General features: G+C 59.6%; 18 protein-coding genes and 1 pseudogene. 12 read left to right on the top strand and 7 right to left on the bottom strand.

The features are described 5' to 3' along the window. Positions 1-71: 71 nt before the first annotated feature. The 8 genes and pseudogenes from ABEA18_RS02525 to ABEA18_RS02560 all read left to right on the top strand — a co-directional run bounded on the left by ABEA18_RS02525 (position 72) and on the right by ABEA18_RS02560 (position 6382). Positions 72-806, top strand: coding sequence for a group II intron maturase-specific domain-containing protein (locus ABEA18_RS02525; protein WP_345447767.1), 735 nt, complete (start codon positions 72-74; stop codon positions 804-806). 117 nt (positions 807-923) lie between these two features. After that, positions 924-1726: pseudogene (locus ABEA18_RS02530) on the top strand (ISL3 family transposase); the annotation flags it as partial. A 28-nt stretch (positions 1727-1754) separates the two neighbouring features. Then, positions 1755-2012, top strand: coding sequence for a hypothetical protein (locus ABEA18_RS02535; RefSeq protein WP_345447768.1), 258 nt, complete (start codon positions 1755-1757; stop codon positions 2010-2012). Between the two features lie 63 nt (positions 2013-2075). Continuing rightward, a complete protein-coding gene (locus ABEA18_RS02540) occupies positions 2076-2525 on the top strand; it encodes a hypothetical protein (protein ID WP_345447769.1) in 450 nt (149 codons plus the stop codon). 34 nt (positions 2526-2559) lie between these two features. After that, positions 2560-2790 carry a hypothetical protein gene (locus tag ABEA18_RS02545; RefSeq protein WP_345447770.1) on the top strand — a complete coding sequence of 77 codons (231 nt, stop codon included), beginning with the start codon at positions 2560-2562 and terminating at the stop codon, positions 2788-2790. A gap of 893 nt (positions 2791-3683) precedes the next feature. Continuing rightward, entirely contained in the window at positions 3684-3866 is a 183-nt protein-coding gene (locus tag ABEA18_RS02550) for a hypothetical protein (RefSeq protein WP_345447771.1), read from the top strand. Between the two features lie 103 nt (positions 3867-3969). Then, entirely contained in the window at positions 3970-4131 is a 162-nt protein-coding gene (locus ABEA18_RS02555; RefSeq protein WP_345447772.1) for a hypothetical protein, read from the top strand. 709 nt (positions 4132-4840) lie between these two features. Then, the gene (locus tag ABEA18_RS02560) at positions 4841-6382 is read left to right on the top strand and encodes an LGFP repeat-containing protein (RefSeq protein ID WP_345447773.1); all 1542 of its coding nucleotides are present in this window, start codon (positions 4841-4843) and stop codon (positions 6380-6382) included. 293 nt (positions 6383-6675) lie between these two features. On the opposite strand, the gene ABEA18_RS02565 is transcribed toward ABEA18_RS02560, so the two are convergent. Further along, positions 6676-6882, bottom strand: a complete 207-nt coding sequence (locus ABEA18_RS02565) for a DUF2283 domain-containing protein (RefSeq protein ID WP_345447774.1) — start codon at positions 6880-6882, stop codon at positions 6676-6678. A gap of 902 nt (positions 6883-7784) precedes the next feature. Here ABEA18_RS02565 and ABEA18_RS02570 point away from each other — a divergent pair. The 3 genes from ABEA18_RS02570 to ABEA18_RS02580 all read left to right on the top strand — a co-directional run bounded on the left by ABEA18_RS02570 (position 7785) and on the right by ABEA18_RS02580 (position 10624). After that, entirely contained in the window at positions 7785-8432 is a 648-nt protein-coding gene (locus ABEA18_RS02570; RefSeq protein WP_345447775.1) for a hypothetical protein, read from the top strand. A 757-nt stretch (positions 8433-9189) separates the two neighbouring features. After that, positions 9190-9780, top strand: coding sequence for a hypothetical protein (locus ABEA18_RS02575; RefSeq protein ID WP_345447776.1), 591 nt, complete (start codon positions 9190-9192; stop codon positions 9778-9780). 103 nt (positions 9781-9883) lie between these two features. Continuing rightward, positions 9884-10624 (top strand): Rv1352/Rv1906c domain-containing protein, encoded by a 741-nt coding sequence (locus ABEA18_RS02580; protein WP_345447777.1) that lies wholly within the window; start codon positions 9884-9886, stop codon positions 10622-10624. Between the two features lie 267 nt (positions 10625-10891). On the opposite strand, the gene ABEA18_RS02585 is transcribed toward ABEA18_RS02580, so the two are convergent. The 3 genes from ABEA18_RS02585 to ABEA18_RS02595 are packed head-to-tail and all read right to left on the bottom strand — an operon-like array spanning position 10892 to position 15404. Further along, a complete protein-coding gene (locus ABEA18_RS02585; protein ID WP_345447778.1) occupies positions 10892-12127 on the bottom strand; it encodes an McrC family protein in 1236 nt (411 codons plus the stop codon). After that, on the bottom strand, positions 12127-15141 hold the full coding sequence (locus ABEA18_RS02590; RefSeq protein ID WP_345447779.1) for an McrB family protein: 3015 nt from the start codon (positions 15139-15141) through the stop codon (positions 12127-12129). The genes ABEA18_RS02585 and ABEA18_RS02590 overlap by 1 nt, the downstream gene beginning before the upstream one ends. After that, positions 15138-15404, bottom strand: coding sequence for a hypothetical protein (locus ABEA18_RS02595; RefSeq protein ID WP_345447780.1), 267 nt, complete (start codon positions 15402-15404; stop codon positions 15138-15140). The genes ABEA18_RS02590 and ABEA18_RS02595 overlap by 4 nt, the downstream gene beginning before the upstream one ends. A 152-nt stretch (positions 15405-15556) precedes the next feature. Between ABEA18_RS02595 and ABEA18_RS02600 the strand changes: the two genes are divergently transcribed. Beyond that, a complete protein-coding gene (locus ABEA18_RS02600; RefSeq protein ID WP_345447781.1) occupies positions 15557-16198 on the top strand; it encodes a DUF6308 family protein in 642 nt (213 codons plus the stop codon). Positions 16199-16560: 362 nt separating this feature from the next. Here the strand turns inward: ABEA18_RS02600 and ABEA18_RS02605 are convergent, their stop codons facing one another. The 3 genes from ABEA18_RS02605 to ABEA18_RS02615 all read right to left on the bottom strand — a co-directional run bounded on the left by ABEA18_RS02605 (position 16561) and on the right by ABEA18_RS02615 (position 25879). Further along, positions 16561-19638, bottom strand: coding sequence for a DEAD/DEAH box helicase (locus ABEA18_RS02605; RefSeq protein ID WP_345447902.1), 3078 nt, complete (start codon positions 19636-19638; stop codon positions 16561-16563). 185 nt (positions 19639-19823) lie between these two features. Then, positions 19824-25172 carry a DEAD/DEAH box helicase gene (locus ABEA18_RS02610; RefSeq protein ID WP_345447782.1) on the bottom strand — a complete coding sequence of 1783 codons (5349 nt, stop codon included), beginning with the start codon at positions 25170-25172 and terminating at the stop codon, positions 19824-19826. Continuing rightward, positions 25169-25879, bottom strand: a complete 711-nt coding sequence (locus ABEA18_RS02615; protein WP_345447783.1) for a hypothetical protein — start codon at positions 25877-25879, stop codon at positions 25169-25171. Before ABEA18_RS02615 ends, ABEA18_RS02610 begins: the two co-directional genes overlap by 4 nt. Positions 25880-25931: the final 52 nt, after the last annotated feature.

Below are 25931 nucleotides of genomic sequence, written 5' to 3' on the forward strand. Positions count from 1 at the left end.
TCACAGCCGTCCCGACCCGCGGCATACACCGGCCGCTACGCATAACCCATCGCTGTTCATAGGGCGGGATCTTGTCCCCGCTGTTGGCCAACATCGCACTGTCCGCGCTCGATGACCATTTCATCCGGGCGTGGGAGCAGCAGATGGCGACTGAGCCCCAACGGCAGCGCCGCAAACGACACGGTCAGGCGAACTACCGTCTGGTCCGGTACGCCGACGACTTTGTCGTTCTCGTTACCGGGCAGCGGGAGCACGCCGAATGGTTGCGGCGGGAGGTGGCAACCGTGCTGGCCCCGATGGGCCTGCGGCTGTCGCCGGAGAAGACCCAAGTGGTCCACATCGACGACGGGTTCGACTTTCTCGGCTTTAACATCCGCAGGATGCGCAAACGGGGAAGCAACAAGTGGTTCGTGTACACCCGGCCCTCGAAGAAGGCGATCGCCTCGATCAAGAGCCGGGTGAAGACCATGACGTACAGATCGACCCTGCACAAAGAGCCCGGATACCTGATGGACTATCTGGGGCGGGTGCTGCGAGGGTGGGCCAACTACTTCCGGCACGGAGTATCCAAGGCCACGTTCTCCGCGATCGACTCCTATGCGTGGGAGCGGATCACGGCATGGCTAAGGAAGAAGCACCGCATCGGATGGCCAGAAATGCGGCGCAGGTTCTGCCTGCCCGGAACCTGGCGGCTCGCCGTCGACGGGACGAGGTTCAAGGGCGCAGCCAGCGTCACGGTGATCCGGTACCGCTACCGCGGCTACCGGATTTCGACCCCGTGGACACCCGCAGCCCCCACCGGCTGAGCGACAAATCCTCACGTGGAGAGCCCGGTGCGGTGAGAATCGCACGCCGGGTTCGGCGGGCGGTCCGGGGAAACGGAACGGCAGCAATGCCGTCACCGCGCCCCGGGCCGACCCAACTGGCGGCACACCCGGCGCGGGGACAAGTACGTCACCGTGATCATCGACCTCACTCCGGTCCGTGACAGGACGGGTCCGGCGCGGTTGTTGGACATGGTCGAGGGCCGCTCGAAACAGGTCTTCAAGGCCTGGCTTGCCGGGCGGCCGAAAGCGTGGCGGGACGGGATCGATGTCGTTGCGATGGACGGGTTCACCGGGTTCAAGACCGCAGCCGCCGAGGAGCTCCCGGACGCGGTCGAGGTCATGGATCCGTTCCACGTCGTCCGGCTTGCCGGCGATGCCCTGGACAGGTGCCGCCAGCGCGTGCAGCAGCAGACCATTGGTCACCGTGGACGGTCCGGGGACCCGCTCTACGCCGCCCGCCGGACCCTGCACACCGGGCACGATCTGCTTACCGAGAAGCAGAAGGACAGGTTGGAGGCCCTGTTCGTTGCGGACAACCACGCCGAAGTCGAAGCGCGACCTGGGGCATCTACCAGCGCGTCATCGCCGCGTACCGAGAACCTGACGGCACCCGAGGCAAAGAGCTCATGCAAGCACTGATCGGCGCGATCAGTGCCGGTGTTCCCGCTGCGCTGAGCGAGGTCATTACGCTGGGCCGGACGCTGAAACGCCGTGCAGGGGACGTGCTCGCGTACTTCGACCGGCCCGGCACCAGCAACGGCCCCACGGAAGCACTCAATGGCAGGCTCGAACACCTCCGCGGCTCCGCGCTCGGCTTCCGGAACTTTGCCAACTACATCGCCCGATCACTCCTCGAAACCGGCGGATTCAGACCGCGATTACACCCTCAAATGCGATGAGCCGGTTTGTCTACAGGAAGCAAGCAAAATGAACATATACATGAACCTGTCGGTCGTGGTGCGCCCAACTGATCCGGATAACCCAGTCGTCAGCGACGCCTGGGCTACGCTTGTTTTGGGCATCGTCTATTTCGTGTTGGTAGTCGTCGCTCTTGCATCGCTGATGGCATCAAAGTGGATTCCCGCCCCAGTCAAAGTAGCGATTGCCGTCGCGATCTTTGTGGTGCCGTTTGCAGCCTCAGTTGCCTGGATTGTCTACTCACAGGCGGGCCAGCGGAGGCTCTGAAGACCGTCCAGACGATCGTAGTGAGGCCGCTCTAAGTAAGTACGCCGCGGAATTGAGGAAGACATGGTGATATCAGAGGCCCGCCTGGCAGGACGTTCCAAAGTCTTGATCTGGGGAATTGTCGGCGCTTCAGTCATCGTGTTAGTCGTGTCTGCTCTGGTATCGGGCATCCTGTTGCCCGGGCTCCTCATGGCCGCCGGCATCCTCGCCATCACCTGTGCGATTGTTCGGCTGACCGTTTCCATCGCAATAGCTGAGGAGAAAATCGTCCTCCGTTGCGCGCCGTTCTATTCAACCAAAATCTCGACCTCAGACGTCGTGGCCGTAGGCCCGGCGCCGGATACATCCCTCGCTGACGGATATGGCTTCCGGCTCATGGGCAAGAACACCCGAGGCTTGCTGGTGGGAGGGCGTGCGGTGGCTTTGGAAACGAAGACCCGCCGATGGATCGTCTCAACCGCCCATCCCCAGGAGGTCACGTCGGCAATTCGAGATCAAATGGCAACAAGGTGAATACTGCACTATCGAAAGAAACAGGAGCCGTTGAATGATCCCCGCAGAACAAGCCCGTCATGTGATGCTTCATGGTTGGAGCGGCTTGCTGACGCTCGCAATCGCGCTCTTGGGCGTGGCCATGATTTTCATCAGTCCTCTTCGCGAGGTGCTTGGACCGCTGTGGACCGGATACCCGGCGATAGCGCTCGGATACATCTTCCTTGGTGTCCCGGCGATTCACCGTTACCGGTTAGGAAAATCCGATCCCAGCCGCTCTCTTTAGGGCTATCGACTGGCAAAGTGGCAAACCCGCCGTCGCTCTGAGCACCACCAACAGCCTGCTCCACCGGGCGAGGACCATCACCGCAGGCTGGCCGAGCCAATCCTGCTGACAAGGATAGTTCGCCATCGGAGCTATTCGTAACGGACGACCTCCCCGGACGCCTGACAAAAGTCGAGGCCGCCTTCAGCAAGCGCATGGGGTGTGAGTTCGACGCCTGCATTGCCTCCGCGAGCGAAATCCGCGAACCCGCGCTCGTCGATGAAATGATCGAGTGGCTGCTACTCCTTAGGTCCCCGTCTTCTGAGCACAATGAGCCAAGTAATAGATCCCGCAACCACGAGGATGCTCCCCAGCCAGAGGGCCGCCTGCAGTGGTGGGGTGGCCTCTGTCAGATTGGCAGCGTCAATCTCAAATGTCCGCACTGTCCAGATCACTGTTACGACTGAAAAGACTACGAGACCAAGGGCACCTATGATGATGGGGGCTGTTCGGTTACTCATTTCGTCCTTACTTTACGTGCTACCAAATGCACCGGTAAGTATTGCAGCGGCTGAGACCGAAAAAACTAAGGATACTGAACTAATTTTCACGTTTCCTCCAGATTTTGTTGCGCGGCGGGAATGTCCGGTTCGCGCCCCTTCAGGTGCGAGCTTGCTGTAGCAATCACTTCATTCCGGCAATTGTGAGGCGCAAGGGCCGCCCAGTTCGCCGTAAAAAGGCTATGTCTGGATTTGCCATCTAAGTGGTGAAACAACGAAAAATACGTGCAAAAACGGCCAATCTACGTGTAATAAAGGCTCCATCTACGTGTCACAAAAGGAGCGCCTACGTGTTCAAGACCGAAACACGTAGACGGCTGCCATCCCGCTGCAGCTAGCATCGTCACCGCTCGGATGGCACGTTTCCGGTTCTATCCTTTTCAGGTCGGTCCGCTGTTCGCGATCTTCACCTTCGGCCCGAGCATCCTGAAAGCATTCGGAATAAGCGAAGGCAACCTCTCCAACCTCGACTCAGTCATCATCGACCTTGTCTTCCTTGCCGATTGCATTCCGGCGCTGAAGCTGATCGAAACCTGAGGCCGCCGTCCGCTGATCATCTGGTGCTTCGCCATCTTGGCCATCCTGCCCTTCATCCTGGGCTTGTCCCGCCGGCCTCTTGGCCATCATTGTGGGCTGCTTGGTGACTTACGCCGTCTTCTCCCGAGGACCCAGCATCCTGGAATGGGCCTGCCCGAGCGAAATCTTCCCCACCCACGTCCGCGCCGTCGGCATCACCACCGCCGTCAGCCGCATCGGTGCCGCAATCGGAACGTTCGCGCTGCCCTTCGGACTCAGCTGCTAGGGCATCGGCCCGCATGATTATTGACGCATCACCTCCCTCGGATTCCTGGTGTGCCTCTTATTGGCCCCGTGGTTAGGCGTTTTTGGGTGGTCTCGTCCTACATTCGGCGCGGAATTCGTTGGTAAAGCCCACCCTACGCTGACGACGAGGATCACGCCGATCCCGATCGAATGCGTGGGATTGGTCAAGAAATGGGAGGGATATGCCGTGAAGATCAGAAGGAGGGGCTGGCGAGCTGCCCGTCCAATCCGGCCATTCTTTGGCCAGGCTAGGGCGTTCGGATTCATTTACTCAACGAGTTCCGAGGCTCCCGTCAGCGCGGCCGAGCTAGACGCAGCTTTTCGAAGACTTCATCCGACTGAGTACGTGGCGGCAGTGGCCATGAAACCCGTCTCGCCGTTTTAAATCAACACCGGATGAAATGGGCGTGATTCGTGTCGAATTTGGGAGATTCGGTCCGTTATAGTATAAAAAGTCTATTTTCTTGGACATCGCTTTGTCGCAATGTCCGTCACACGCAAATTGGGGGCCCTAAGTGCACGTTCGTATGCTTAAAGTCAGGCGTGTCACCGTTATTGGTGCCGCCATATCCGCCGCGCTCTTGTTCACCGGCAACCTCCCGGCACTAGCTACGGCTACGGCCGCGGCATCTGCGGTCGCATCGTCTGCTCAAGAAGCTTCCCCGGTAAAGACATTCAATGTCAGAACGGTGGTAGGAGCTCTGGTTTCGCCGACGGGGATCATCTTCACGGACAACTACGGCACAGCCGCGGACTCTTTCACGGTTCCCGCCACGGCAGGCGTTGATTATCTCCTCTCCGGGACCGTCATCTCGGCTGGCACGTATCCGGGCACCGGGACCATCACCCTCACGGCTCAGGCGCAGTCAGGCTACGTCTTGGATCCGAGCGCAGCCGCGTCTTGGACCACGACGTTCACGGCCACCTCGGCTCCGACCGCCATTGACGCTAAATACGAGGCTTTTGGGGGCGCCGCAGTCCTCGGCAGTCCCATTGGACTCGAGTCCAGCAACGGTAAGGACGGCGGTTCCCACCGTGACTTCAGCCGAGGGACGATCTACTGGACTACGCTGACCGGCGCACATGTAAATTCCGGTGCAATCCGAGGCGCTTACGCCGCTCACGGCTGGGAGCTGGGAGCGCTGGGGTACCCGACCACCGACGAGATCGGAGGCCCCCGCTACGGCGTCTACCAGTCATTCCAAGGCGGGACGATCTACTGGTCTCCGCAAACGGGTGCACGTGTAAACACTGGAGGGATCCGGAGCGCTTACGAAGCCCATGCTGGACTCAACGGGGCGCTGGGCTACCCCACCACTAACGAGGTGGTCGGGCTTCGTGGCGGCGGCGCTTACCAGTCCTTCGAAGGTGGAACCATTTACTGGTCACCTGCCACTGGTGCACAAGTTAACGCGGGTGCCATCCGGTCTGTCTACGGCGCTCAGGGCTGGGAAAACGGATCCTTGGGCTACCCCACCACCGACGAGATCGGAGGGCTCCGCGACGGGGGCGCCTACCAGTCCTTCCAGGGCGGCACCATCTACTGGTCACCATCCACCGGAGCCCACGTAAACACCGGCGCCATCCGCTCCACCTACGCGGCTCAAGGCTGGGAAAACGGATCCCTGGGCTATCCCACCACTGAGGAAGTCCGTGGTCTCCGCGACGGGGGCACCTACCAGTCCTTCCAAGGCGGCACCATCTACTGGTCACCGCCCACCGGAGCCCACGAAAACACCGGCGCCATCCGCTCCACCTACGCGGCTCAAGGCTGGGAAAACGGATCCTTGGGCTACCCCACCACTGACGAGGTCGGGGGGCTCCGCGACGGGGGTGTGTACCAGTCCTTCCAGGGCGGCACAATCTACTGGTCACCGCCCACCGGAGCCCACGAAAACACCGGCGCCATCCGATCCGCCTACGCGGCCCAGGGCTGGGAAAACGGCTACCTCGGTTACCCCACCGGGGACGAGTACAGCATGGGTTCGGGAGTAGCGCAGGACTTCCAAGGAGGCAGGATCACATGGACCGCCGCAGGTGGGTCCGTTTTTGACGGAGCCTCAGATCCCTCTCAGCCAGGGTCACCTACTGTTGGCGGACTAATCATCCCTGGTGCCTTTTGCCCTGACTCGGCCTTGTGGACTAGCGCCCCCGCGTCGAATGGACGGTACTACATTTGCGGAGGTAATGGCGCTGACGCCAATGGTCACTACCACTGGAATGCGCAGTAAGCCTTCACGCTGTTCGACTGAATACCCGTGCCCAGCATTTGCGTACCTCTTTCTTGATTCCGCTCGATTCGTCGTGGCAGGCCAGGCAAAGCCGGTCAAAGCCACTCACTCGAGGGGTGCTGGTAGCGCAGGCCAGAGCTCTTCGAGATCGACCACGATTGGGCGCCGCTCATACCCTTCATTCGACGCAGAACTCATTGCCCGAGCCGACGCTGCCCATGATGATTAGCAGAGGTTTCGACTGCGGAACTGCCGATCCAATACCGCCATTCGAGGAAACGTCATCGCTTGTTTCAGGCCAACACATCCTCAGGCAACGGTCCCGTCGCATCCATGATCTCAATGCCAATAAACCAGGCGTTGGCATCGAAGTCGAGATTGATCATCCGTCCGACTTCGGCAGGGTCACACGGACAGGTCCGGGCCACGCCGCCCGCGTCGATCTCATCTGCTATGCAGATGTAGGCCGCATCGGCGCCAGGGTCATATTCGATTCTCATTATGACGCCGCCTTCAGGATTTGAATGTAGAAACGGATACGGTCTTGACCGTAGTGACGCGGAGTGCCACGGAAGATGCGTGACGTCGAGTCATAGTAGCCCGCTCTCTGTGCACCTTGTTGGAAATCCTGAAACGGTTCCAGTGCGGGGCAACCACGGCCCCGGACACATTACCCCTGACGGATATGGCTTCCGGGTCATGGGTAGGAACACCCGAGGCTTGATTGTGGGAGGGTCTGCGGTCGCTTTGGAAACGAAGGCCCGCCGATGGATCGTCTCAACCGCCCGTCCAGAAGAGGTTGTATCAACAATCCAGGATCAAATTGCGGCTAAGTGAACAAGTGCGCTTGTTGTCCCGCCCTCCGCAATAAGCGAGCGACCCAAATCACTTAGCGACATCCTGATTCCGAGGCTCGATGACGTGCTGGCTGCGGTCGGGCCCGTCCTGCTTTTCGGCGTCCTTGTTGTGGGCGCCGCCGTAATTTGGGCCACGGAAATTACGGCGTCGCGACCCTTTCCGTCGTTTCATCCGACAACAACGCCGTGAAGGTTCTACCCGTGGTCCAAGGACGCACCTCGCTGCCCCAGAAGAACCCAGTCCAACACGTAGGAGCAAGCTGCTCCACACTGATTTTTGCGGATTTCACACTGAGATCGGCTCGAAAACCGGCCAAAACGCACGTAGACGGGACCACCTCCACACGTAGATGGGAAATCTTCGGCTTATTTTGTTCCCGGGAATCGGGTGCGGCAGGATCCAACTGCCGTATCCCTGACCCCGACGGAAATGAAGTCATACTCAAAGATTGGGGAGAATTATGAGAGCGTTTGGGCCGAAGAAGACCTTCAGGACGGTGCTTGGAATCGGGGCTGCACTCGCAATTGGTGTCTCGTCGTATTCCTTGGGCGCAGCCACCAGTTCAACCACAGGGCCGTCTGCTCACGGCGACATTCACATCAATTCGCCGTTGGTAAGCAACGCCGCGACAAAGTACACAGACGGCGAGGCCGGCGCTGCAAAAGTGAGCAACCCCAACGGGGTGCCGATTTCTGTGATCATCCAAAAGGTGAAGGACACCGATCCCGGAGGATTTGCCGCCCGACTACATACGTTGAAATCTAGCCCGGAGTTCTCCAGCTTCCTCATCTCGCGGGCCGGTTCCGTTGAGGCGGGAGGTGGGGAAGGACTTGCGGCTGTCCTTACGCAGCAGCAGGTCAACACCTTCGTCGCGAGCATCAAGGGGAAAACGTTCGAAGTCATTACCGGCAAAGACGGCAAACCGGCCGTTGCTCTGAGCACCAAGAAACAGCCTGCTCAAACCGGGGCGGCCACCCTTGCCTCTACCGCTAATTCCCGGGCAACGATCACCACCGCGGGCTGGTCGGGCCCGTCCTGCTGGCAAGGGTGGTTCGCGATGGGAGGCTATTCGGCTGCGACTGGGGCGATCTGCGGAGCCGTCGGGGCGTTCAGTCTCGGCATTGGATGGGTAACTTGTGCCGGGTTCGGAGCATTTGGCGCGGGAATAAACTGGAATGACGCTTGCAGGTAAGACAGGAACAGAACAATGTCGGTCAGACCTAAGTTATTGACCCCGAAGACCGTGTGGGGACGACTTTGTGTCTACCTCGTTTCGGTGGGCGGTATGTGGGCAGCGCAATGGTTGCTTTTCTGGGCCACTTCTGGTTGGACACCCAAGCCGACTCTAGCCAGCTTGGTGATGTTCAGCATCATCTTCCTGTTCTTCGTCGTTTCCATCAAACCAGGAGTTCCTTGGTTCCCGACAAGAAGGAAGTAGGCGGATAAGGCCGGTCGGGTCAGTAAGTCCTGGACTTGGCATTGGATGCGGTCGCTCGACCGTCTGTGCTGATAGTCACGGACCGGTGAATCGCGTGTGGATTCGAGTATCCGCACTCGGCCGACCGGGGGTCACCTTGCGAATTCGGTTCGCAAGGTGACCCCCCCTGCCCTGCGGCATCGACCACGGCCGCGACACCCAGGTCCGCGAGCTCGGTCGTAAGGGCATCCGGCTGCACGGGCACCTGGAAGCAGTCAATGCCCGAATCCCCTCACCGGCCATCACAGAGATTGAAACATCGAAGGCTTGAATACTCCCGCGCCCACAAACTCGTGCGGGTGGGCGAGCGCAGGGAGTTGACTGGCGTTTTCCAAAATCTCCCCTAAAATGTCCGACCCGGATCCTAACGTGAGCGCAGCAGGCTGCCGAGAGTAAGAGCAGGGGTAATTTCAACGCTTTCGCACTCGCGGCCCTGCATTGTCTCCGAATCGCTCAACCCGAAGGACCTATCATGACCGAACCACTCGCACCGTACGCCCAGCCGGCACCGGCCGCCCCCGCGCCCTCGAAGGGCAGCGGCTTCGGCACCGCCGCTATCGTTCTGGGTATTCTCGCCATCGTCTTCTCGATCATTCCGATCGTCGGCTTCGTTGCCTTCCTGCTCGGCCCGCTTGCTATCATCTTCGGTGTCATTGGGTTGACCCGCAAGTTCTCCAAGAAGGGAACCTCTGCTGCCGGACTTATCTTGGGCGTTCTGTCCGTGATCGTCGCCATCATCGTCACGGCCATCATCGGCGCTGCGGCTCAGAGCGTCAGCGACTCGGTGAACAAGGAACACAAGATCGAGTACGTCGTCACAGTTAGCGGCAAGGCTCATGTCTCCTACTGGACCGATGGAGGCACCTCCAACGAAGACATTACGGCGAACTGGAAGAAGGATGTCACTGCCAAGGGCTTCAACCTCAGCACTTTGACCGTCACCGGTGATTACACGACCCCGACCAACGTCACCTGCGAAATCCTTGTCGACGGTCAGAGCGTGTCAAAGAACAGCGGCTCTGGAACCACTGCCATGGCTTCCTGCACCGGCAGCAGCAAGTAGCACCTGTTTGATCGCAGGATCCGGTGCACTAGCCCCAACGGCTAGGGCACCGGATCCCGCATAGCGCACTGACTCAAGAATCATGAATGGGGATGAATGATAAATGAACACACCATCTGAACCCGGGCCTGGTCCGGACCAACGCGAACCATCCGCAGCACCGGAAATGCCAACGCGGGCGCCGCAGGTCGGCACCCCCGCGGAGGGCACGACGCCGGCTGGGCGCCAAAGTGCCTTCTTTACCGCACCGTTCAAACGGGTGCCCAGATGGGCCCGGGTGGTAGTGCCGATCGCGATTGTCGCCGGGGTGATCGGCGGAACAGCACTCGGTTTCGCGACGCGGCCAGCCGTCAGTTCGACAAAAGAATACGCGGCACTGAACGACGAACTCACCGCCAAAATCACCAGCGAAGACGCAACCATCAGCAAGCTGCGCGCGTGGGCGTCGGACAAGGACGCCCAGATCAGCACGCTGCAATCAGCAGCCGCCGGTGTGAAGACCCTGCAGCAACAGTTGGCTGACAAGGAGAAAACCTTAGCTAGCAAAGAAGCGGACTTGGCCTCCAGGGAACAAAAGCTCAGCGATGCGACGAAGCAGGTTGCGGCCAGTCAGATCAAGAGCGGCCTTCACGTTGTTGGTGGTGACGTGCAGCCCGGCACCTACACAACAACGGGTCCCGACGGAACCAACTCGGTCGGCTGCTACTACGCCTGGAAGACGGGCACTGGCAGCGATGCCAGCATCAAGGACAACAACATCGTCAAAGGTGCGGCCACTGTAACCCTCGCGAATGGCGAGGTATTCGAATCAACCAGCTGCACCGCTTGGACAAAGATCGGGTAGCAGATGAGGGCAGGCGGCGAACTAGCTCGGCTCCCCACCTGCTTCCTCCAGGTCGGGCAGGAAAGTTAAGCAAACCATGAGCCGGTCGTCCCGAATCCCGTGCAGTCTGCGCACACGATGGCCGGGGCAATCGCTGACGTGTGTTCTACTCAGCACGGAATGGCCAGTCTCAATGGTATTCAGCAAGCTATGGCTGTTCACTACGTAACCGCAAATAATGTAGCTGTCACCCTCGACAATTAATGCCCATCGGCGACAGCCGAGTACCTAAGACGCGCTGCAAAGGCCTGCGCCAGCAGTGAGCCGCCATTCGCTGAATGCCGATTCCGCCAGGCTTTTCACCCGGGCTAACAAGTCATTTGGCGCTTGCGAAAGATCAAGTGGAAACTCCACGACTGAAATCTCTGTGTTCCTGACTTGGCGGAGGCGAGGATTTCCAGGTCCCGCGTAGATGAGCCAGCCTCTCGAAACCTCCAGCGCCGTGCAATAGGCGAGCATTTGATAGTAGTCAGCATTGGGATACCCGTCGGCCACAGACGCTGCTTTGTACTTCGCGTCGAACAGCATCGCGGGAACTCCGCGCACCAAATGAACGATGTCCACTGACATGCGGACACGGTTCCCAGTCTGGCCAACTTCAGACTCGTCCAGGAACGTCTCATATTGCCCGCTCGTTTCGCCGGGATAGCCATCAAGCGCCTCGCGAAGCGAAGTTGTCACGAAGTCCTCGAACACTTTGGCCATGTTCACAACGAAAGAGGCGACAGAATGGCGTCCGATGCCGGCCTCGGCCGACATGTTCCGAAGTATGATCTCCGCCAAGCGGAGTGCCGGAACATAGCGCTCGTTGAGACGCGATTCCGTCCAGATAGGCAGAGTGGCCCCGAACCGTACCTCCGAGACTCCGTCCAGCTTCGAATCCAAGTGGGCGAGCTTCCAGCGCACTTCGCCGGAAAGCCTCGGGACCTGCATCATCAAGCGTATGGCCGCCCTCAAAATACGATTCTCAGGGATGTCTACGGTGAAGTCGTCGTATGCGACCTCTAATGGCAGGAGCATGCCGGGGCGGCGGGTCATCTGGTCGCCGACACGGATCCGTCCTCGGACTGTCCGCAAGGCGTCCTCAACATGGACGTAACCATTGAGCGCGCCGCCTTCCAGCGCCCGCAACCCCTGGCGGGCCAGGGATTCGCCAAGGGCGGCGAACAAGTCAGTGTCTTCGATGCCCGCAACGTCTTCCGGACGGAAGCCCGGGTTCGCGGCGTAGCCGAGCAGGAACAGCAGCCGGCTGAGACCAACCTTCTGTTTTGGCGTGACCTCGACCAGAAGATCCCCCACCTGTACCGCCCCCACGGTTCCCGCCGGGAGCACCGTCCATAATCCGCCGTGAGCAGGTAGTACCGTCACGAGCCCGGTGTCCCGGAGTGTCGCGGCCAACTCCGGATCCAGTTCAACTGGATGCGCCGAACTTTGCAGCTCGTCGAGGACGATCGACCTGAGCATCAGGTGGACGTGTCTTCCGAATCCGTCAACAGCTGCTCGAGCTCATCGGCGCCCTCACCATCTAGGGCTTGCTCAGCAGACGCCAAGGAAAGATCCACCGGTCCGCCCCCGTTCGCCGCCTTCCGGCGCATGGCCGCCAGCCCAAACTTCTCCCGGACTTGGTTCCGCTTCAGCCGTCCAAAATACTGTTCTTCGAGAAGCGGCAGCAGCTCGTATTTCCAGATCTCCTCGAGTCCCTCGTCCGTCTCAGCATGGGGCTTCATGAAGTAGGACGGCCCGATCATGAGATCACGGTTCGTCTCCTCAATCTCGCTGTTCAAGGCATTCAGCAGTTCTGCCCGCAAAGTAGGCTTTCCGTTTGCCTTGAGGAAGCGTTCCAGCAGCCCTGAAATCATGCCGTCCTGCGGGTGCAACTCAATGAACGCAAATCGACGCCGAATGGCCGCGTCCAGCATGGCAATTGACCTGTCCGAAGTGTTCATCGTTCCGATAATGAACAGGTTGGGCGGGAGCGCAAAGACCTTTTCCGGGTTGTATTGGAGATTGATCCCCTCATTCCGGTACTCCAGCAGGTAATACAACTCGCCAAAGATCTTGGCCAAATTTCCGCGATTCATCTCGTCGATGACGAGGAAGTACGGCTTATCACGATTGCCGTCAGATGCCGCCTCGTCGGCGATACGCCGCAGCGGCCCGGCTTCGAGGCTGAATGCCACGTTTCCGTCTTGGCTCTTCGCTGGACGATACCCCTCAAAGAAATCCTCATAGGCATAGGAGGGATGGAACTGGACCGTCTTGACGTGGTCGGCGTGCTCCTCCCCCGCGAGGAACTTGGCGATCGCCGTTCCCAGATAGGTCTTGCCTGTACCGGGAGGGCCGTAAAAGACAACCTGTTGCCGCGTCTGAAGGAGTCGGATCACTTCCTGCAAGTGCCCCTGCCCCACGTTCAGTTTCCGGGCAAGTTCCGGTGTCGCCGGCCTCAGCTGAGGCACAACGGCGATCTGCGGCGAGAGTGCCGCATCTTCAGTTTCGTCCACATCAGATTCCGAGCCATACCAAGACGCAATGATGGAAAAGGCTTCCGTGAGGTCAACCACCGCCCCCTGCTCGGCCAAGAGTCGGGGCAACGGCGCGGGAACATCCTCATTACTGATGGGCGTCTTCTGCCATGCCACGGAGCGTCGCAGACGCGACGTAGCATCGTCCGCGTAGTGAGCCTCCCCGGTCACGATGCCGAGGTAGAGGGAGTCTTCGAAGGCGGTGACCACGAAGTCGTCTACCTTCATGATGCTGAGGAATCGGTGGTACTCCGTCGCCCGGAGTTTCCGCTCTGAGTATTCGATGTGCTGGTAGCCCTTGTTTACGACCGTCTGGATCTGGCTCAGCGTCGAGCCCGGCGCTGGCGATCCCAGGTGCTGCGCCGGAGTGGATACAAAGCCGTCCGCCAGCCAGGGATGAAGCATCGCGGATCCGGCTTGGCTCTGCCGCACCAACCAAGCGCGCTGGCCGGAATCTTCGGAGCCTGTCCGCCACTGGCTCAGGTACGGTTCGTCGTACCACTCGACGAACTGATTGGTGTTGCCCTGTTGAACAAGGCGAATGTAATGCAGGTCCTTGGCAATAGCACCGTCGTCATTGATGTGCCGGCCGGTCGTCCCACCGACGATGCCTGCGAAGGCGTGCCAGATCTCTACGCGGTGGTCGCGCGTGACGACGGGTGGAAGGTAGCCCGGCCAGGCCAGGTAATCGATGCTGAACCGGATCATTGGCCTGTCGTCCGGGACCGACTGGGTAATATCCCGGAACGTCCAGGGATCTTCCAGCCCGGCGGAGATAAGGCTCATGGGTTGAGCGGCGATATGCTCGACGAGCCTGCACAGCCATTTCATGTGGTCTGCAACCTGGATGTTAAACCCCATGCCGCCGTTGAACGAGCCTTCCGTTTCCAGCCCCTCACGAAGCGGGGCAGGAAGGGCTACCGCGCCCCCCTTGATCCAAGAGAGGATCTTGTTCACGCGGGCCACCTTGGTTGCCGCGCCGACATTGCTCAATGGCAGTACTTGTAAGTACGCCAGTTCAGCTGCCAACAGGATCGTGGCCGGTGGCGCACCTCTGAGTTGGCGTTCGAACTTGGCCATGAATGTGCCTGTTCCAACGTCAGTCTCACCCCGACCCGCGAGGTCGCGCGCGTTCTCGACAGTCCAGGTCGAGGTAACGCCATCTATAAGCGAGGGCTCCCCGCCGAATCCGGATTCGATGATCCTCCTCGCCGCGGCCTCAAGCTTGGGAGCTGGGGTAACAGCAGCAATGCTCAGATCAACCTCAACGGCCGGGGCCTTCTCTCCCCGCCATTTCCGGAGGCTCGCTGCTTGATCGAGACTCCATTCCTCGGTTGGAGAGGTGTTCATGACCGACCACATCACTCCTTGGGCCTCCAACCGATTGAATTCGCCAAGCTCCGCAGCCGCCAGCTCCGCGCGCAGTTCGTCCACGGTTTCCAAGAACGCCTCGTATCGGCCTTGAGCTGTCCGGACCGCCTCCTTGTAGTCAAAGCCAATGATGTTCCAGAACTGACGGACCGCTTCGGGGCGGTAAGGCGGGTACTCGGTCGGATCCACAGCCATAAGCAGAACAGAACCCACTCCGGTGGCAATACCGTCGGAAAGTTCTCGAGAGTTCAGCTCCTTAAGACCGCCGACCAAGGCATTCAGCTTCTCTGTTTGGGACTCCCCCGACCAAAACAGCGTCAAGAGAGTTTCCAGGTTCTTCGACGAAGCATCATCCAGCTTGTCCATGGCACCGATGGTTCTGTAGTTGACGAGGTTCGTCGTCCGCAGAGCCCGAATGAAGTGTGGGTGCCAAACGGGATCTCCCGCCAGCAATTCGGTTCGGACTGCCGTGAGCTTTGCCGCCAGCTCTTTCTTGTAGTCATTCTCTTCCGCGTGAAGGTCGACAGTTTCGATAAATTTGCCGGCAAACTCGATGAACCGAGTCCAGTTCAAGTTCTTGGTCATGCGGAGAGCTCCTTGGCAGGATGGCGGGCGCCCTGGGGCGGCGGGTTGAAAGCGGATTTGTAAGCGATGCCTGTGTCGATGGCCTGTTTGATGGCGTCGCAAGCCCCCAGAATCAGCCGCTTCGTCCGGTATTTGTGTAGCGTGATGGGCACCGAGCCCCGATCGCCGGCATCCGTGATCGGCTGATCTTGAATGTCCACAGAACCCTCAGTGGAGGATCTATAGCCTGCGATCAGCGTTTCACGAATCCCGAACGCATCCATGCCTGCTCCCCTGTATACATGACCTTCGATAGCTACAGGGGAAGCTTATCTGGGGAGTCGCTCCAACTTGCTCAGCGCCCCTCCCTTCATCTTCGGGAGACACGATTCTCTTCCGCGTCCGGGTGCGCCACTCACGGATTAGTGTTTGCAAGATGACGACATTGAAAGTTGGCGGGGCAACGGTTGGCCTCGATGATGCAAAGGTTTGGGCACGAACGTACCTGGTGGAGAGACCGCAAACCTCTGCTTACCCGGCCTACGATGGATACCCGGGCTCGCCGGGTGATTCGGTTGAGCCACAGGACCTTCTTGCGGTTTCGCTGCTCAACGTCTCCAATAATCCCATTCCTGTCTACTACGGCCTTGAGCGGCTCATGGCGTCGATGAACGAGCGACTGATGGACCCATCAATCGCTGGTGATCTGGCGACCGCCGACGAGAAAACGCTTGAGGCGATCGTCCGCCTCTTCGGAGTGCTCGAAAGCACTCCTGTAAAGTACGTCAGACTTACAACGCTTTCCAAAGTTCTTCACCGGAAGCGCCCGGATCTACTCCCACTGTTCGACGACAACATTCGCTTTTGCTATAGCGAATGTGAGGGCGCGCCAGTACCGTACGAAGACGACCGAAGTCACGCCGACTACCGGCGGGCGTGGCTCATAGCGCTTCAGAGAGATTTGGCGACACAACTGCCGTACTGGGAAGAGATCGCCGCTATGGCTCCTGGGCCGAAGATCACGCCCCTACGCGCGCTGGACATCATAGGCTGGGAGCTGGGGAACCGACGGAATTAACGATTCTCCGAATTCAAGGTGCTCCGCGCTGTTAATCGCACGAGTCAACGGAACGCGCTGATCGACATACTTCGGAGAGCTTTCCACCCTCATTTCCGTGGCCGTGTGCCGGCGGGATTAAACTTTGAAATGGAGTCATTCAGCAATGACGCCGCCCCAATGGCTTCGGAGTGTAAGTTGAGCGAAGTATCGCGGTGAAGAAGATTGACCAGCGTTTCTTCGAAAATATCTAGAATTGTGCGGTCTTGCGCACCTGGGAACGGGAATCGACGGCGCAGCAAGAAAATCTCAGCTGTAGGCGAGGCGACTTTCCGACTTCTGCAAAGGTTGTGCTCCGAGGAAGCGGCTTCCTCACCCGGCTGTTACTGAGCCACCGCAGCTGCGGTCGCGAACACATCCGCCGGCATCGGCCGATGCAGTTTCCAGGTGATTGCGATCGGCTTCTCCCCGGAGTGCTGGACGTAGTCCCCCTGGCCAAGGCACGTGTAGGGAACTGTCAGACCAGTCTCGTCGTCCGCCGTATCCCGAGTGAAAATAAGGACCTTCGAGCCATGCGAATCCCGGTCCAGATACCGCCTTCCCGTCGGGCTCCCCGGCGAGGTCGCGTTCTGCGACTCCCAGTGGAACAGCTCCGGGCTGATCGCGTAGTCCTTATACATCGTTGTCGCTGAGTGTTTCTTGTCGTCCTTATTGAGGGTGACAAAGAAGGCATCGGTGGACGTTGCCGCGCACCAGGCCACCCCCTCCCGGTGCTGCACATTCTTTCCGAGTTCCAATGACCCGTACTGCAACGCCGCCAGAATTTCCTCCCGTCGGTAGGTCGCGTGCGAGAGCAGCGGAACGTGCTGCAGCCCTGCTCCGAGACCCTTAGCGGCATGTTTGGACGCCAAAACCCCGAGCTTCACGATTTGGCGGATCTCGCTGCAAACAAACTGGTAGCCGCGCAAGTAGTCCAGGCCGGCGTCGTACGACTGGAACCCGCCGCCGTCGTCCCAAATTGTGTAGAACAGCATGCGGGCGAATGTCTGTTCGCGAATGCCGAGCTTTGCGTAGCGGGGAGCGTCGGGGCTTACCAGCATCGAGTAGGCCTCTGCACGTTCCGGATCGTCCACGTGGATGAGCGCTGCCATACGTCCGAGGAGCCTTCTCTCGTCGGCATCTGAGAGTTCGTGTATCCTCCCGCTGAGAACTGCCTCCAGCGGCGAGAATCCCTCGATCAGCCCCGCCTGGCGGAGGTACCCTGTCCAGGAGTCCCTTGTCGAACGGTAAATCGACTTCACATCGTTCCCGGACTGCTCCAGATAGGTCTCCAGCTCGGTCTCCGCATACGATGCAATGTCCCGAACCAGCTGCGCCCGGTTGAACCGCAGCTGCGCCTTGATGTTGTCCAGCACTACCTTCTGAGCCACCCTGTCCAACACGATTTGCGACCCCGAGGGAAGGTATGGGAACTCATCCTCGACAGCCTTCTCCAGCTCCTTGCGCCCGTAGCCGGTGAGCGCCCGGTAGCGCAGATCAAAGCGGAACTCACGGCGTTGCTGGCCGATGAAATCCATGACGGTCAGCACCGCTTTACCCTCGGCACGGCGCAGCCCACGTCCCAACTGTTGGAGGAAGATTGTGGCGCTCTGCGTGGGCCGGAGCATCAGGATAGTGTCCACCTGCGGCAGGTCCAGGCCTTCGTTGAAAAGGTCGACAGCGAAGATACAGTTGATCTCCTGCCGGCTGAGCCGTTCCAGCGCCGCGGCGCGGTCGGCGTCGTCGGTGCTCCCGTCGACCGCAACGGAGGCGATCCCGGCGCGGTTGAAGACCTCCGCCATGTAGTGGGCGTGCTGAACCGAGACGCAGAAGCCAATTGCTCGCATCTGATCGGTGCTGGTGACTTTGTCTCGAAGTTCGCGGATCACCTTGGCGGCGCGGGCGTCGTTGCCGGTGTAGAGGTTGTTCAGCTGGGCAGTGTCGTAATTGCCGCGCTTCCATTCCAGTTGGCTCAGGTCGACGTCGTCGGAGACGCCAAAATAGTGGAAAGGCACAAGCAGGTCCGCGTCGAGAGCGTCCCAGAGTCGCAGCTCCGAGGCGGTTCGCCCGTCGAAGAACTGTTTCGCGACGTCGACTCCGTCGCCACGTTCCGGCGTCGCGGTCAGTCCGAGGAGCTGCTGCGGCCGGAGGTGGTCCAGTAACCGGCGGTAGGTGGGCGCCATGGCGTGGTGGAATTCGTCGATAACCACGACGCCGAAGAAGTCCGGTTCCAGCTGTTCGATGCCGAGGGACGAAAGGGACTGTACCGATGCGAAGAGGTGCTTCCACTCCTCCGGTTTATGTGCCCCGACGTAGAGTTCACCGAAAGCACCGTCCTGCATAACGTCACGGTAGGTGCGCATCGCCTGTTTGAGGATTTCCTGGCGATGCGCAACGAAGAGCAGCTTCAGATCACGGCCGGCGGCCTCGCACAATCTTTTGTAGTCGAGTGCGGCGATCACCGTCTTTCCGGTGCCCGTTGCTGCAACGACGAGGTTGTGGTTGAAGCCCTTGAGCCGCTCGGCTTCGAGGTCTTCAAGCATCTCCTCCTGGTGAAGGAAGGGCTGGACCTCCAGACCCGTGAGTGCGTCCGGGGCTGCCGTGCGTCGTCCGCCATTGCGCTCCAGTGCGGCGTCGAGTTTTTCGCCGTCACGTTCCGGGTCGTAGCTTTGAAAAGCCCGCTGTGCCCAGTAGCTGTCGAAGGTGACCTCGAACTTGTTCAGGAGTGCTGGCGTGCCGATGGAGCTGAGGCGGACGTTCCATTCGAGTCCGTCGAGGAGGGCCGCTTGGCTGAGGTTGGAACTGCCGACATAGGCGGTGTCGAATCCTGAGTTCCTGCGAAATAGCCAGGCCTTCGCATGGAGGCGCGTGGCCTGGGTTTCGTAGCTGATCTTCACCTCGGCCCCGTACCGGGTCACGAGCTCGTCGATGGCCCGGCGTTCGGTGGCACCCATGTACGTGGTGGTGATGACTCTTAGGCGGGCACCGCGTTCTTTCAGTTGCTCGAGTGCGGGCTGGAGCAACCGGAGACCGGTCCAGCGGACAAAGGCGCAGAGAAGATCAACGGTATCGGCGGATTCAATCTCGGTTCGGAGCTCGGCTGCGAGGTTCGGATCGTCTTTGCTGTTGGTGAGGAGGGCCGAGTCTGATAGCGGCGTGGTGGGGCGGCGCAGACTGCGGCGCTTTAGAGTATCCGGGCGGTGGAGGGAGCGGAGCTGGGTGGGACCCTGTGAGATGCGGTCCGCGCTCTGCACTTCCTGAAGGAGTTTGTTTGCGAGGGCCACGCGCTCGGTGGGTTCGACGGCAGCGAGCGCTTGGCGGACGGCGTCGGCGACGTGGCGGGACAGTACGTCCGCGCTTTCTTCATCTTCGACCGATCCAAAATGGGGTTGTAGCTGGGGAACCTTTGAGAGGCTTGTCATCAGCCTTTCGGTCTTGAGCAGTTCATACAAGCCCTCAGGCAGGTGGTCAGCTGCCCCTCCCCCAATGAAATTAGTCACTGCGTCAGCGTACTAGTCATCACCGACAACCAACCTCATTCTGTCGGCTTGCCCAGGAACTGGCGGAGAGCAAGCCAACACAACGGATCCGGTGGCGAAAGCCAGTCTCAGAGAGCTGAAGCCTCGCCCTCTAACGCCGAGACGAGCACCTGGAGTGCGCGCCGGTCAAACTCAAAGTGATCGCTCATCGAAAGTCGGTATCCTGGCAGGTCTTGTTTTGCCTCGGCGATGGCTGTTTCCCGCTGTACGTCTGGACAACCGGAGGCACCTCGGAACCACAGGGGATGACCCACAACAACGCCGACCTTCTCATTCGGCATGAGCACAACAGGGACATCCAGGGACCCTGCCTCTACGACCTCGCAACTGGTGTCGATCGACTTTGCAGCCGACTGAAGCTCCTGCTTGCGACCGAACCACCGAGAGAGTCTCAATTCGTCTCCCGCGCACAAATCGAGCATGTCGAGCGCTAGTCTCCAGTCGAGAACGCCGTGGAGGCGTTGGTTGTCCCACGACCTAAGACAATCGGGGCACGACGTAGAACAGCCGGCATGGCCGTTGTCTTCGTACATGACCCGCAATGTCTCGCGGGTGGAACACAGCAGGGCCTGGAAATTTTCCGGTTTGGCGATCTCCACGGCGAAACCGGCTCCGTTATCCAGGCTGTCGGCCAAAAACACTCTCGCGGTCGGCTCGCCGGCAGTGGTCAAATGCTGAAGACCTGCCTGCATCTCCTGTGGGTCGATGTCTAGCTGTGTCTTCACCCCAGCGCGCATCACCTCAGCGAGCGACCAGAGGGCCGACATTCCTGCTGGGAGTACCCCTGCGGAGGTAGGAAGGCCTCCGGTGGGCGTTCTCAGCCGTGTGAACGCGACTGTCACAGCGTCCGTCGTGCGGATTTCCCCAATAGCGCTCCTTCCGATGTCGATCCCCGATGTGGGCATATCCTTCCAACCACGTGTATAGATCAACTTGTCCACGGCCACCACAGAACCATCGCCCTGCCGCTTAAGGTCGAACAGGCGCCCCCTATTGTCGTTGTACTGCAGCAACTTGCCCTGCTCGTACAACCGCACGTCGACACCCAGGACTTCTTCCAGCGCCGTCTCCTTTTGGGCGGACACGAATGTTGGGAGGCTTTTCGACTGTGCCCGCGAACCGTCGATACGGTAGGGACGTGGCTTGTAGGTAGTTCTAAACCCGCGCGGCTCAAACATGGAGAACCGCACCACTTCGGAGCCGCAGTTCTCACAAACGTCATCGACTGTCCGGTCAATGAAGGTCGTTGCGCAATCCGGGCACGAGACGACCTCGTGGGAAGATCCCATCGGGTCAGCAGGCGACCATGATCTGCCCGTCTTCTCGTAGTGGGCAAATCCTGCTGCCGTGTGAACGAGTCCGTCCCTGACGACTTCGGCGCCGGGTGCGTAATTCGTGACAGCCATCGCCAGAGGACGGTCAGCAACCACGTTGTGGTCCAGCACCCTGCCCATGACTTCACCGTCGTAGAGATTGCGAACTCTCGTAGGAAATCCGAAGAGCGGGAGCAGCCCGCCCAGCGCCAAGACTAAGCTAAGTTCCTCCTCGCTTCGTTCAGGCAGCGCAATGATGCGATCGACTTCTGGGACGAGTTCGATGCGCGCCCAACGCTCGATCTCCAGGACCTGCATCTCGGTGAGCTTCGTGTAGTGGCTCAGCTGCCGAACGACTTCACCAACGTTCGGATGCGAACTGAGCCAGTTGGCGACATCGGAACGGTACCCGGTCCATGATTCAACCTTTCCGAACGACCCGTGCAGGCTGTCGGGTGTCCATCCTGGACTCCCAGGCACAGATGAGAAGGCCTGCTTAAGGAGCTCAGATGCGGCGACCCGCTGTACGATTCGGGGGCGTCCCAGGTCAAGGAACGGTTGTGGGGGAAGATCGCCCGTCATGCGGTAGGCATTATTGAAATAGTACTCATCGTGGGCCGAGTCGCGGCACGACGTGACGGCGAATGAGAACGCTTGTCCGGCGCGGCCGGCGCGGCCGACTCGTTGTTGGTAGTTGAATCGCTGGGGAGGCATGTTGGCCATCAACGTAGCGTTCAGAGCGCCAATGTCGACGCCGACCTCCATGGTCGTCGTGACGCTTAGTACATCGAGCTGGCAGGTCCGGGGGTTCTCTTTCGGGGCTGGCAGCTGGATGCCTTTGAACCAGCGCTGACGCTTGCGCTGTTCACTGGCTGGCTTCGTCTGGGCGGTGAGCTCAGCAACCGCTATTCGTCTCAGGTCCTGACTCGCAAGCCAACCGTAGTAGTCCCCTCCGGCGGCCGCTCCATCGTGTTGCGACAGTGTCGAGGAGTCACAGCCCTTGTTGGCGCAGACTCCGGCAGAGCCGTGCAGGTGGACAAAACCACAGCGGTCGCAAGTCCACACTTGGCCGGATGGAGGGGCGAAACGTATGTGATTCGTAGCTCCGTGTATTTTTAGGATCCAACCGTCGTGTGTCAGCCCCTGGCTCTTGAGAACGCCGTATGCCCACGCCTCGAGAGTTCCGCCGTCGACACGGTGTAAGACCGAAACTCGTTTCAAGTAGTCCCGGACAGCTGTAGGGGTCTTGATCCCGTCCGCACTGGCGGCGAAAGATCCTTCGTAGTTCAAGTCCAGACCTAATAGCCGCACGCAGCTTGCCGCAACCTCACTCGCCAGACCACCGTCGAGGCTGGATCCAGTCCCCGATACGTCTGCGCGGACCCAGGCCAGCCCCGTCGATTCAACATCGCGCCGGCCGGAGTCGAACACTTGTCGTGCCAATTCCATGTCCAGCATGTTGCCAAGCTTCTCTTGCGCAACAGCCGAGGATGCAGCATCGGCCTTTGTCCAAAGTCCCGGCTCCGGGGGCGCATAGAAAGTGTACCAAGGCTCCTTATTGAAGCTCTGTGCAAAGGGCGACGGGCCACCCGGGCTGATTCCCAAGTCGACCATCTGTGTTTCGATCCGAACTCGGAGGTCATTCCATGCGATGGACTCGGAACCAGCTGAGTTCAGGTCGGACAGTACCTGGTAGTCCGCCGGGGTGGCCACACCAGCGGTTACACGCACGACTGCTGTGATCGCCCCCGGATTCGTCTGCAGTAAGTGCTGTGCTTGGGCGAGCTCAGCAGGCTTCAGACTCGATGGGTCGGAGGTAAAGCGTCGAAGGATATCCACAACATCTGTGTCCGCTGCCTCAGTGAGGCCTCTTCGAAGCATCTGAACCAGAATGTCGCTGTACTGTCGGGTTGCGAGGGAAGCGGCTGTCCGGGCCGCGGAATCTCGATTGTCTGTGAACACTATGGTTCGGTAGTCCGCCGGGCGCTCGCCAAGGGTCCGAGGGAGCTGACGGAGGTACACAGAAGTCGTCTGGGCCGGCGATGTCGCGTGGCCTTGCAGAGATGAAGCCACTTGGCCTTGGACAAATTCAGCCGTCTGGCGTCCCTGTTGCCCACATTGAGGACACTTACCGGGGATGGCGGGTGTTGCGTTGGCGTCGCCCTTGCCGCTGATCTGAAGCACCCAACCATTTGCCCCTTCGGGAGCGCCGACTTCAATGCGTCCGCTAGTTTCCAATCGTGCCCGGACCCAGGCAACATCGAATGATTGACTTGACCACTTACTACCGGCGCCAACGGGCGTCTGGTCGCCGTGCGCAGGCCAAAACCATCTGTAGATACCCCTGTTTCGACGCGTCACCAACCCCGGCGCTTCGGACAGGATCCCCGCCGGCGTTGCGCTCAGGCTCTCTGTTCCGTCGCTGAAGGGCAATACGTAGCCGCCGAGGCTTGTATCGCCGCACTCGCCACATAAGATGAGCTCCAGGACTCGGCTGCCACAGTCGTCGCAGACGGACACGGGTTGTCCGAAGAGCTTGCCCACGTTACGGTGTATGTCGCGTCTGCTGGGAGATACGCCCGAGCAAAGGACGCTACTACAGGCCCACAACCCCGACAATACGCGGGCAAATATGTGGCCCCGCAGAGGGATGCCAACTTGTCGCCCGAGTGCCACAGCTTGGAAAACTGCCTGAAGTGCCGTCAGGTCAGGATCGTCGCTGCCGAACAACCGTTGCGAAATAGTCTGAAGGAATTGAGCCCGGTACCGGCCTTCCTCCTCCACAAAGCAAGCCGCTGCAATAGCCTCAGAGAGTTCAGCAGATCGATTTACCAGCGTCCCGGCCGCGTGTTCTGTCAGCGCCTGAACTCGGCTAATTGGCAGCGGGTTCACAATTGCACGGGGCTGCCCGGCTGTGACGAGGAAGCTGTTCTTCGACGCCCCGAAGAACTCCTCTAAGAAGTTCAAGCCTTGGTCGTCCTGATTTAGCGACGCGCTGGCGGCGATGATACGCAGCTGAGGGTTGTCCGGTTCGAGGCCAAGCCGGCTCATGAGCCGGCGCAAAAGCAGTGCAACTTCGCTCCCGGCGGAACCCCTGTATGAGTGGAGTTCGTCGACTGCCAATGTGAACACGTGATCCGGCGATTCAGCGAGCCATTCCCGTGTCTGCCGAAATAGCGGTGCTTCGAAATCCCGCATTAGAATCGCGTTGATCATTGCAAAGTTAGAGACCATCACGTCTGGCGGGTCCTGAACCATATCCCACCGGGCGACCATCTCATGAATCGTTGGGTCAGTGAAGAGTGACAAATCGCTCTCTTCCACTGTCCCAGAAGACACAAGGCTCTTGTACTCATCGGCCATCTCCCGAAGTTCTTGGATTACACGAGAAACAACACCCGACTTCGCGGAGGGGGTTGGGAGTACGTTGTTTCCGGGTGTTGCACCGGTGTACCTCCCAAACCAGAGGCGCGCCTCCGGACGGGTCTCAGAAATCCTCCTGAAGGCAAGTCGGAGACGACTCAGCTGATCTTCCACAAGTGCGTTCGTGGGGTACAGGATCATCGCTCGAACTGCGGCCTTGCGCTTCTCATTCTTCCGCATCGGGCTGAAAGTGTCCCCGGTCCACCATTTGTTGACGGGCCCAGGCCTACTCCACCCTTCCGATTCCTCCACTAGCCGCAGCAAGATGGGCAAGAGGATCGCTTCAGTCTTGCCGGATCCGGTGCCCGAGGTCAGGACGACGTTTATTTTGCCCGCCTCTCCACTACCCTTATTCGTCAGGATGCTTGTCGCTTGGTGCCGTCGAACTCGTACTCTTTCGCCGGGATTCACGTATTGACGAAAAAATGCGTCCCCGACAGTACGTCCAACTGATTCCGAGTAGCCAGCTGCCATGGCCGTATCTATGAGGTCGTCTGTGGCCGGATAGGGAATGACGGGTTCAACCAGGGGTTCCTGGAAGACTTGTCCTGGCAAGGCGAGGAGGTCATCCCTGTCCGCGGCCAGCCCGGAGGATCGGAGTCGATAGTTTGTCGAAAAGTATCGTGAAAAGGCCTCTTTGAGGTCGTTGCTAATGCTGATTGGGTTGGGGTGCCGGGTCATGACGTGAGCTTTCCGATAATCGCTGCCGCGGCGGCAGGAGGAACATTGAGGTAGTTGACCGACCGGTCTGAACGCCGAATTTCGGGTAGATCGCCATCGCCCATAACGGCAGCGCGGCCATACATGCCAGGGAGTTCAGCCCCGAGTGGGACCGACAGCGAGCTTTCGACTGGATCGTATGCGATCAGCGGACGTTTCGCTTCTAGGGCGGCAAGATGCTTTCCTAGCTGCATGGTTACGATGGATGCCGTCTCGTCAGCCACGTCTTGGGCATTCCTGTAGTAGTAACGCGAGCTGAAGCTGTGAGATACGCGATAAAGACCCGTCAGTACTGCGGTCTCGAGCTCAATCCAAGTGGCGGAGCGCGTATCAAAATATTCATATCTACTCGCAAACGGCATGTCGCGACGGTTCAAGCCTGCACCGACGGAAGAAAGGATCGGTAGCGCCATCGCGATGGACTGTGATGCATGCGGCACCAAATCCAGGTCAAACTGCTCAGCAACCGTGGCCAAATCCTGGTCTGAAATACCAGCTATGATCCTCAATCCCTGGCGTTGCGGCGCCTTGGTTGTCACCGTTGCTCCAAGGTCTTCAAGGGCCCCGATTACGTCGCAATCTAACTGCTTGGCCCAATAGCCTGTGAGCAGCCAGGTCCCATCTGACAGTTCCCCAATGCAAGTTGCTGCTGCTTCCCATTGGGTCACTTCCAACTCGGCATTTCTTTCCAATTCGATGAGGCCTAGCGCCTCAAGATCG

It is taken from the genome of Arthrobacter gyeryongensis, from assembly GCF_039543785.1.
Taxonomy (GTDB): domain Bacteria; phylum Actinomycetota; class Actinomycetes; order Actinomycetales; family Micrococcaceae; genus Arthrobacter; species Arthrobacter gyeryongensis.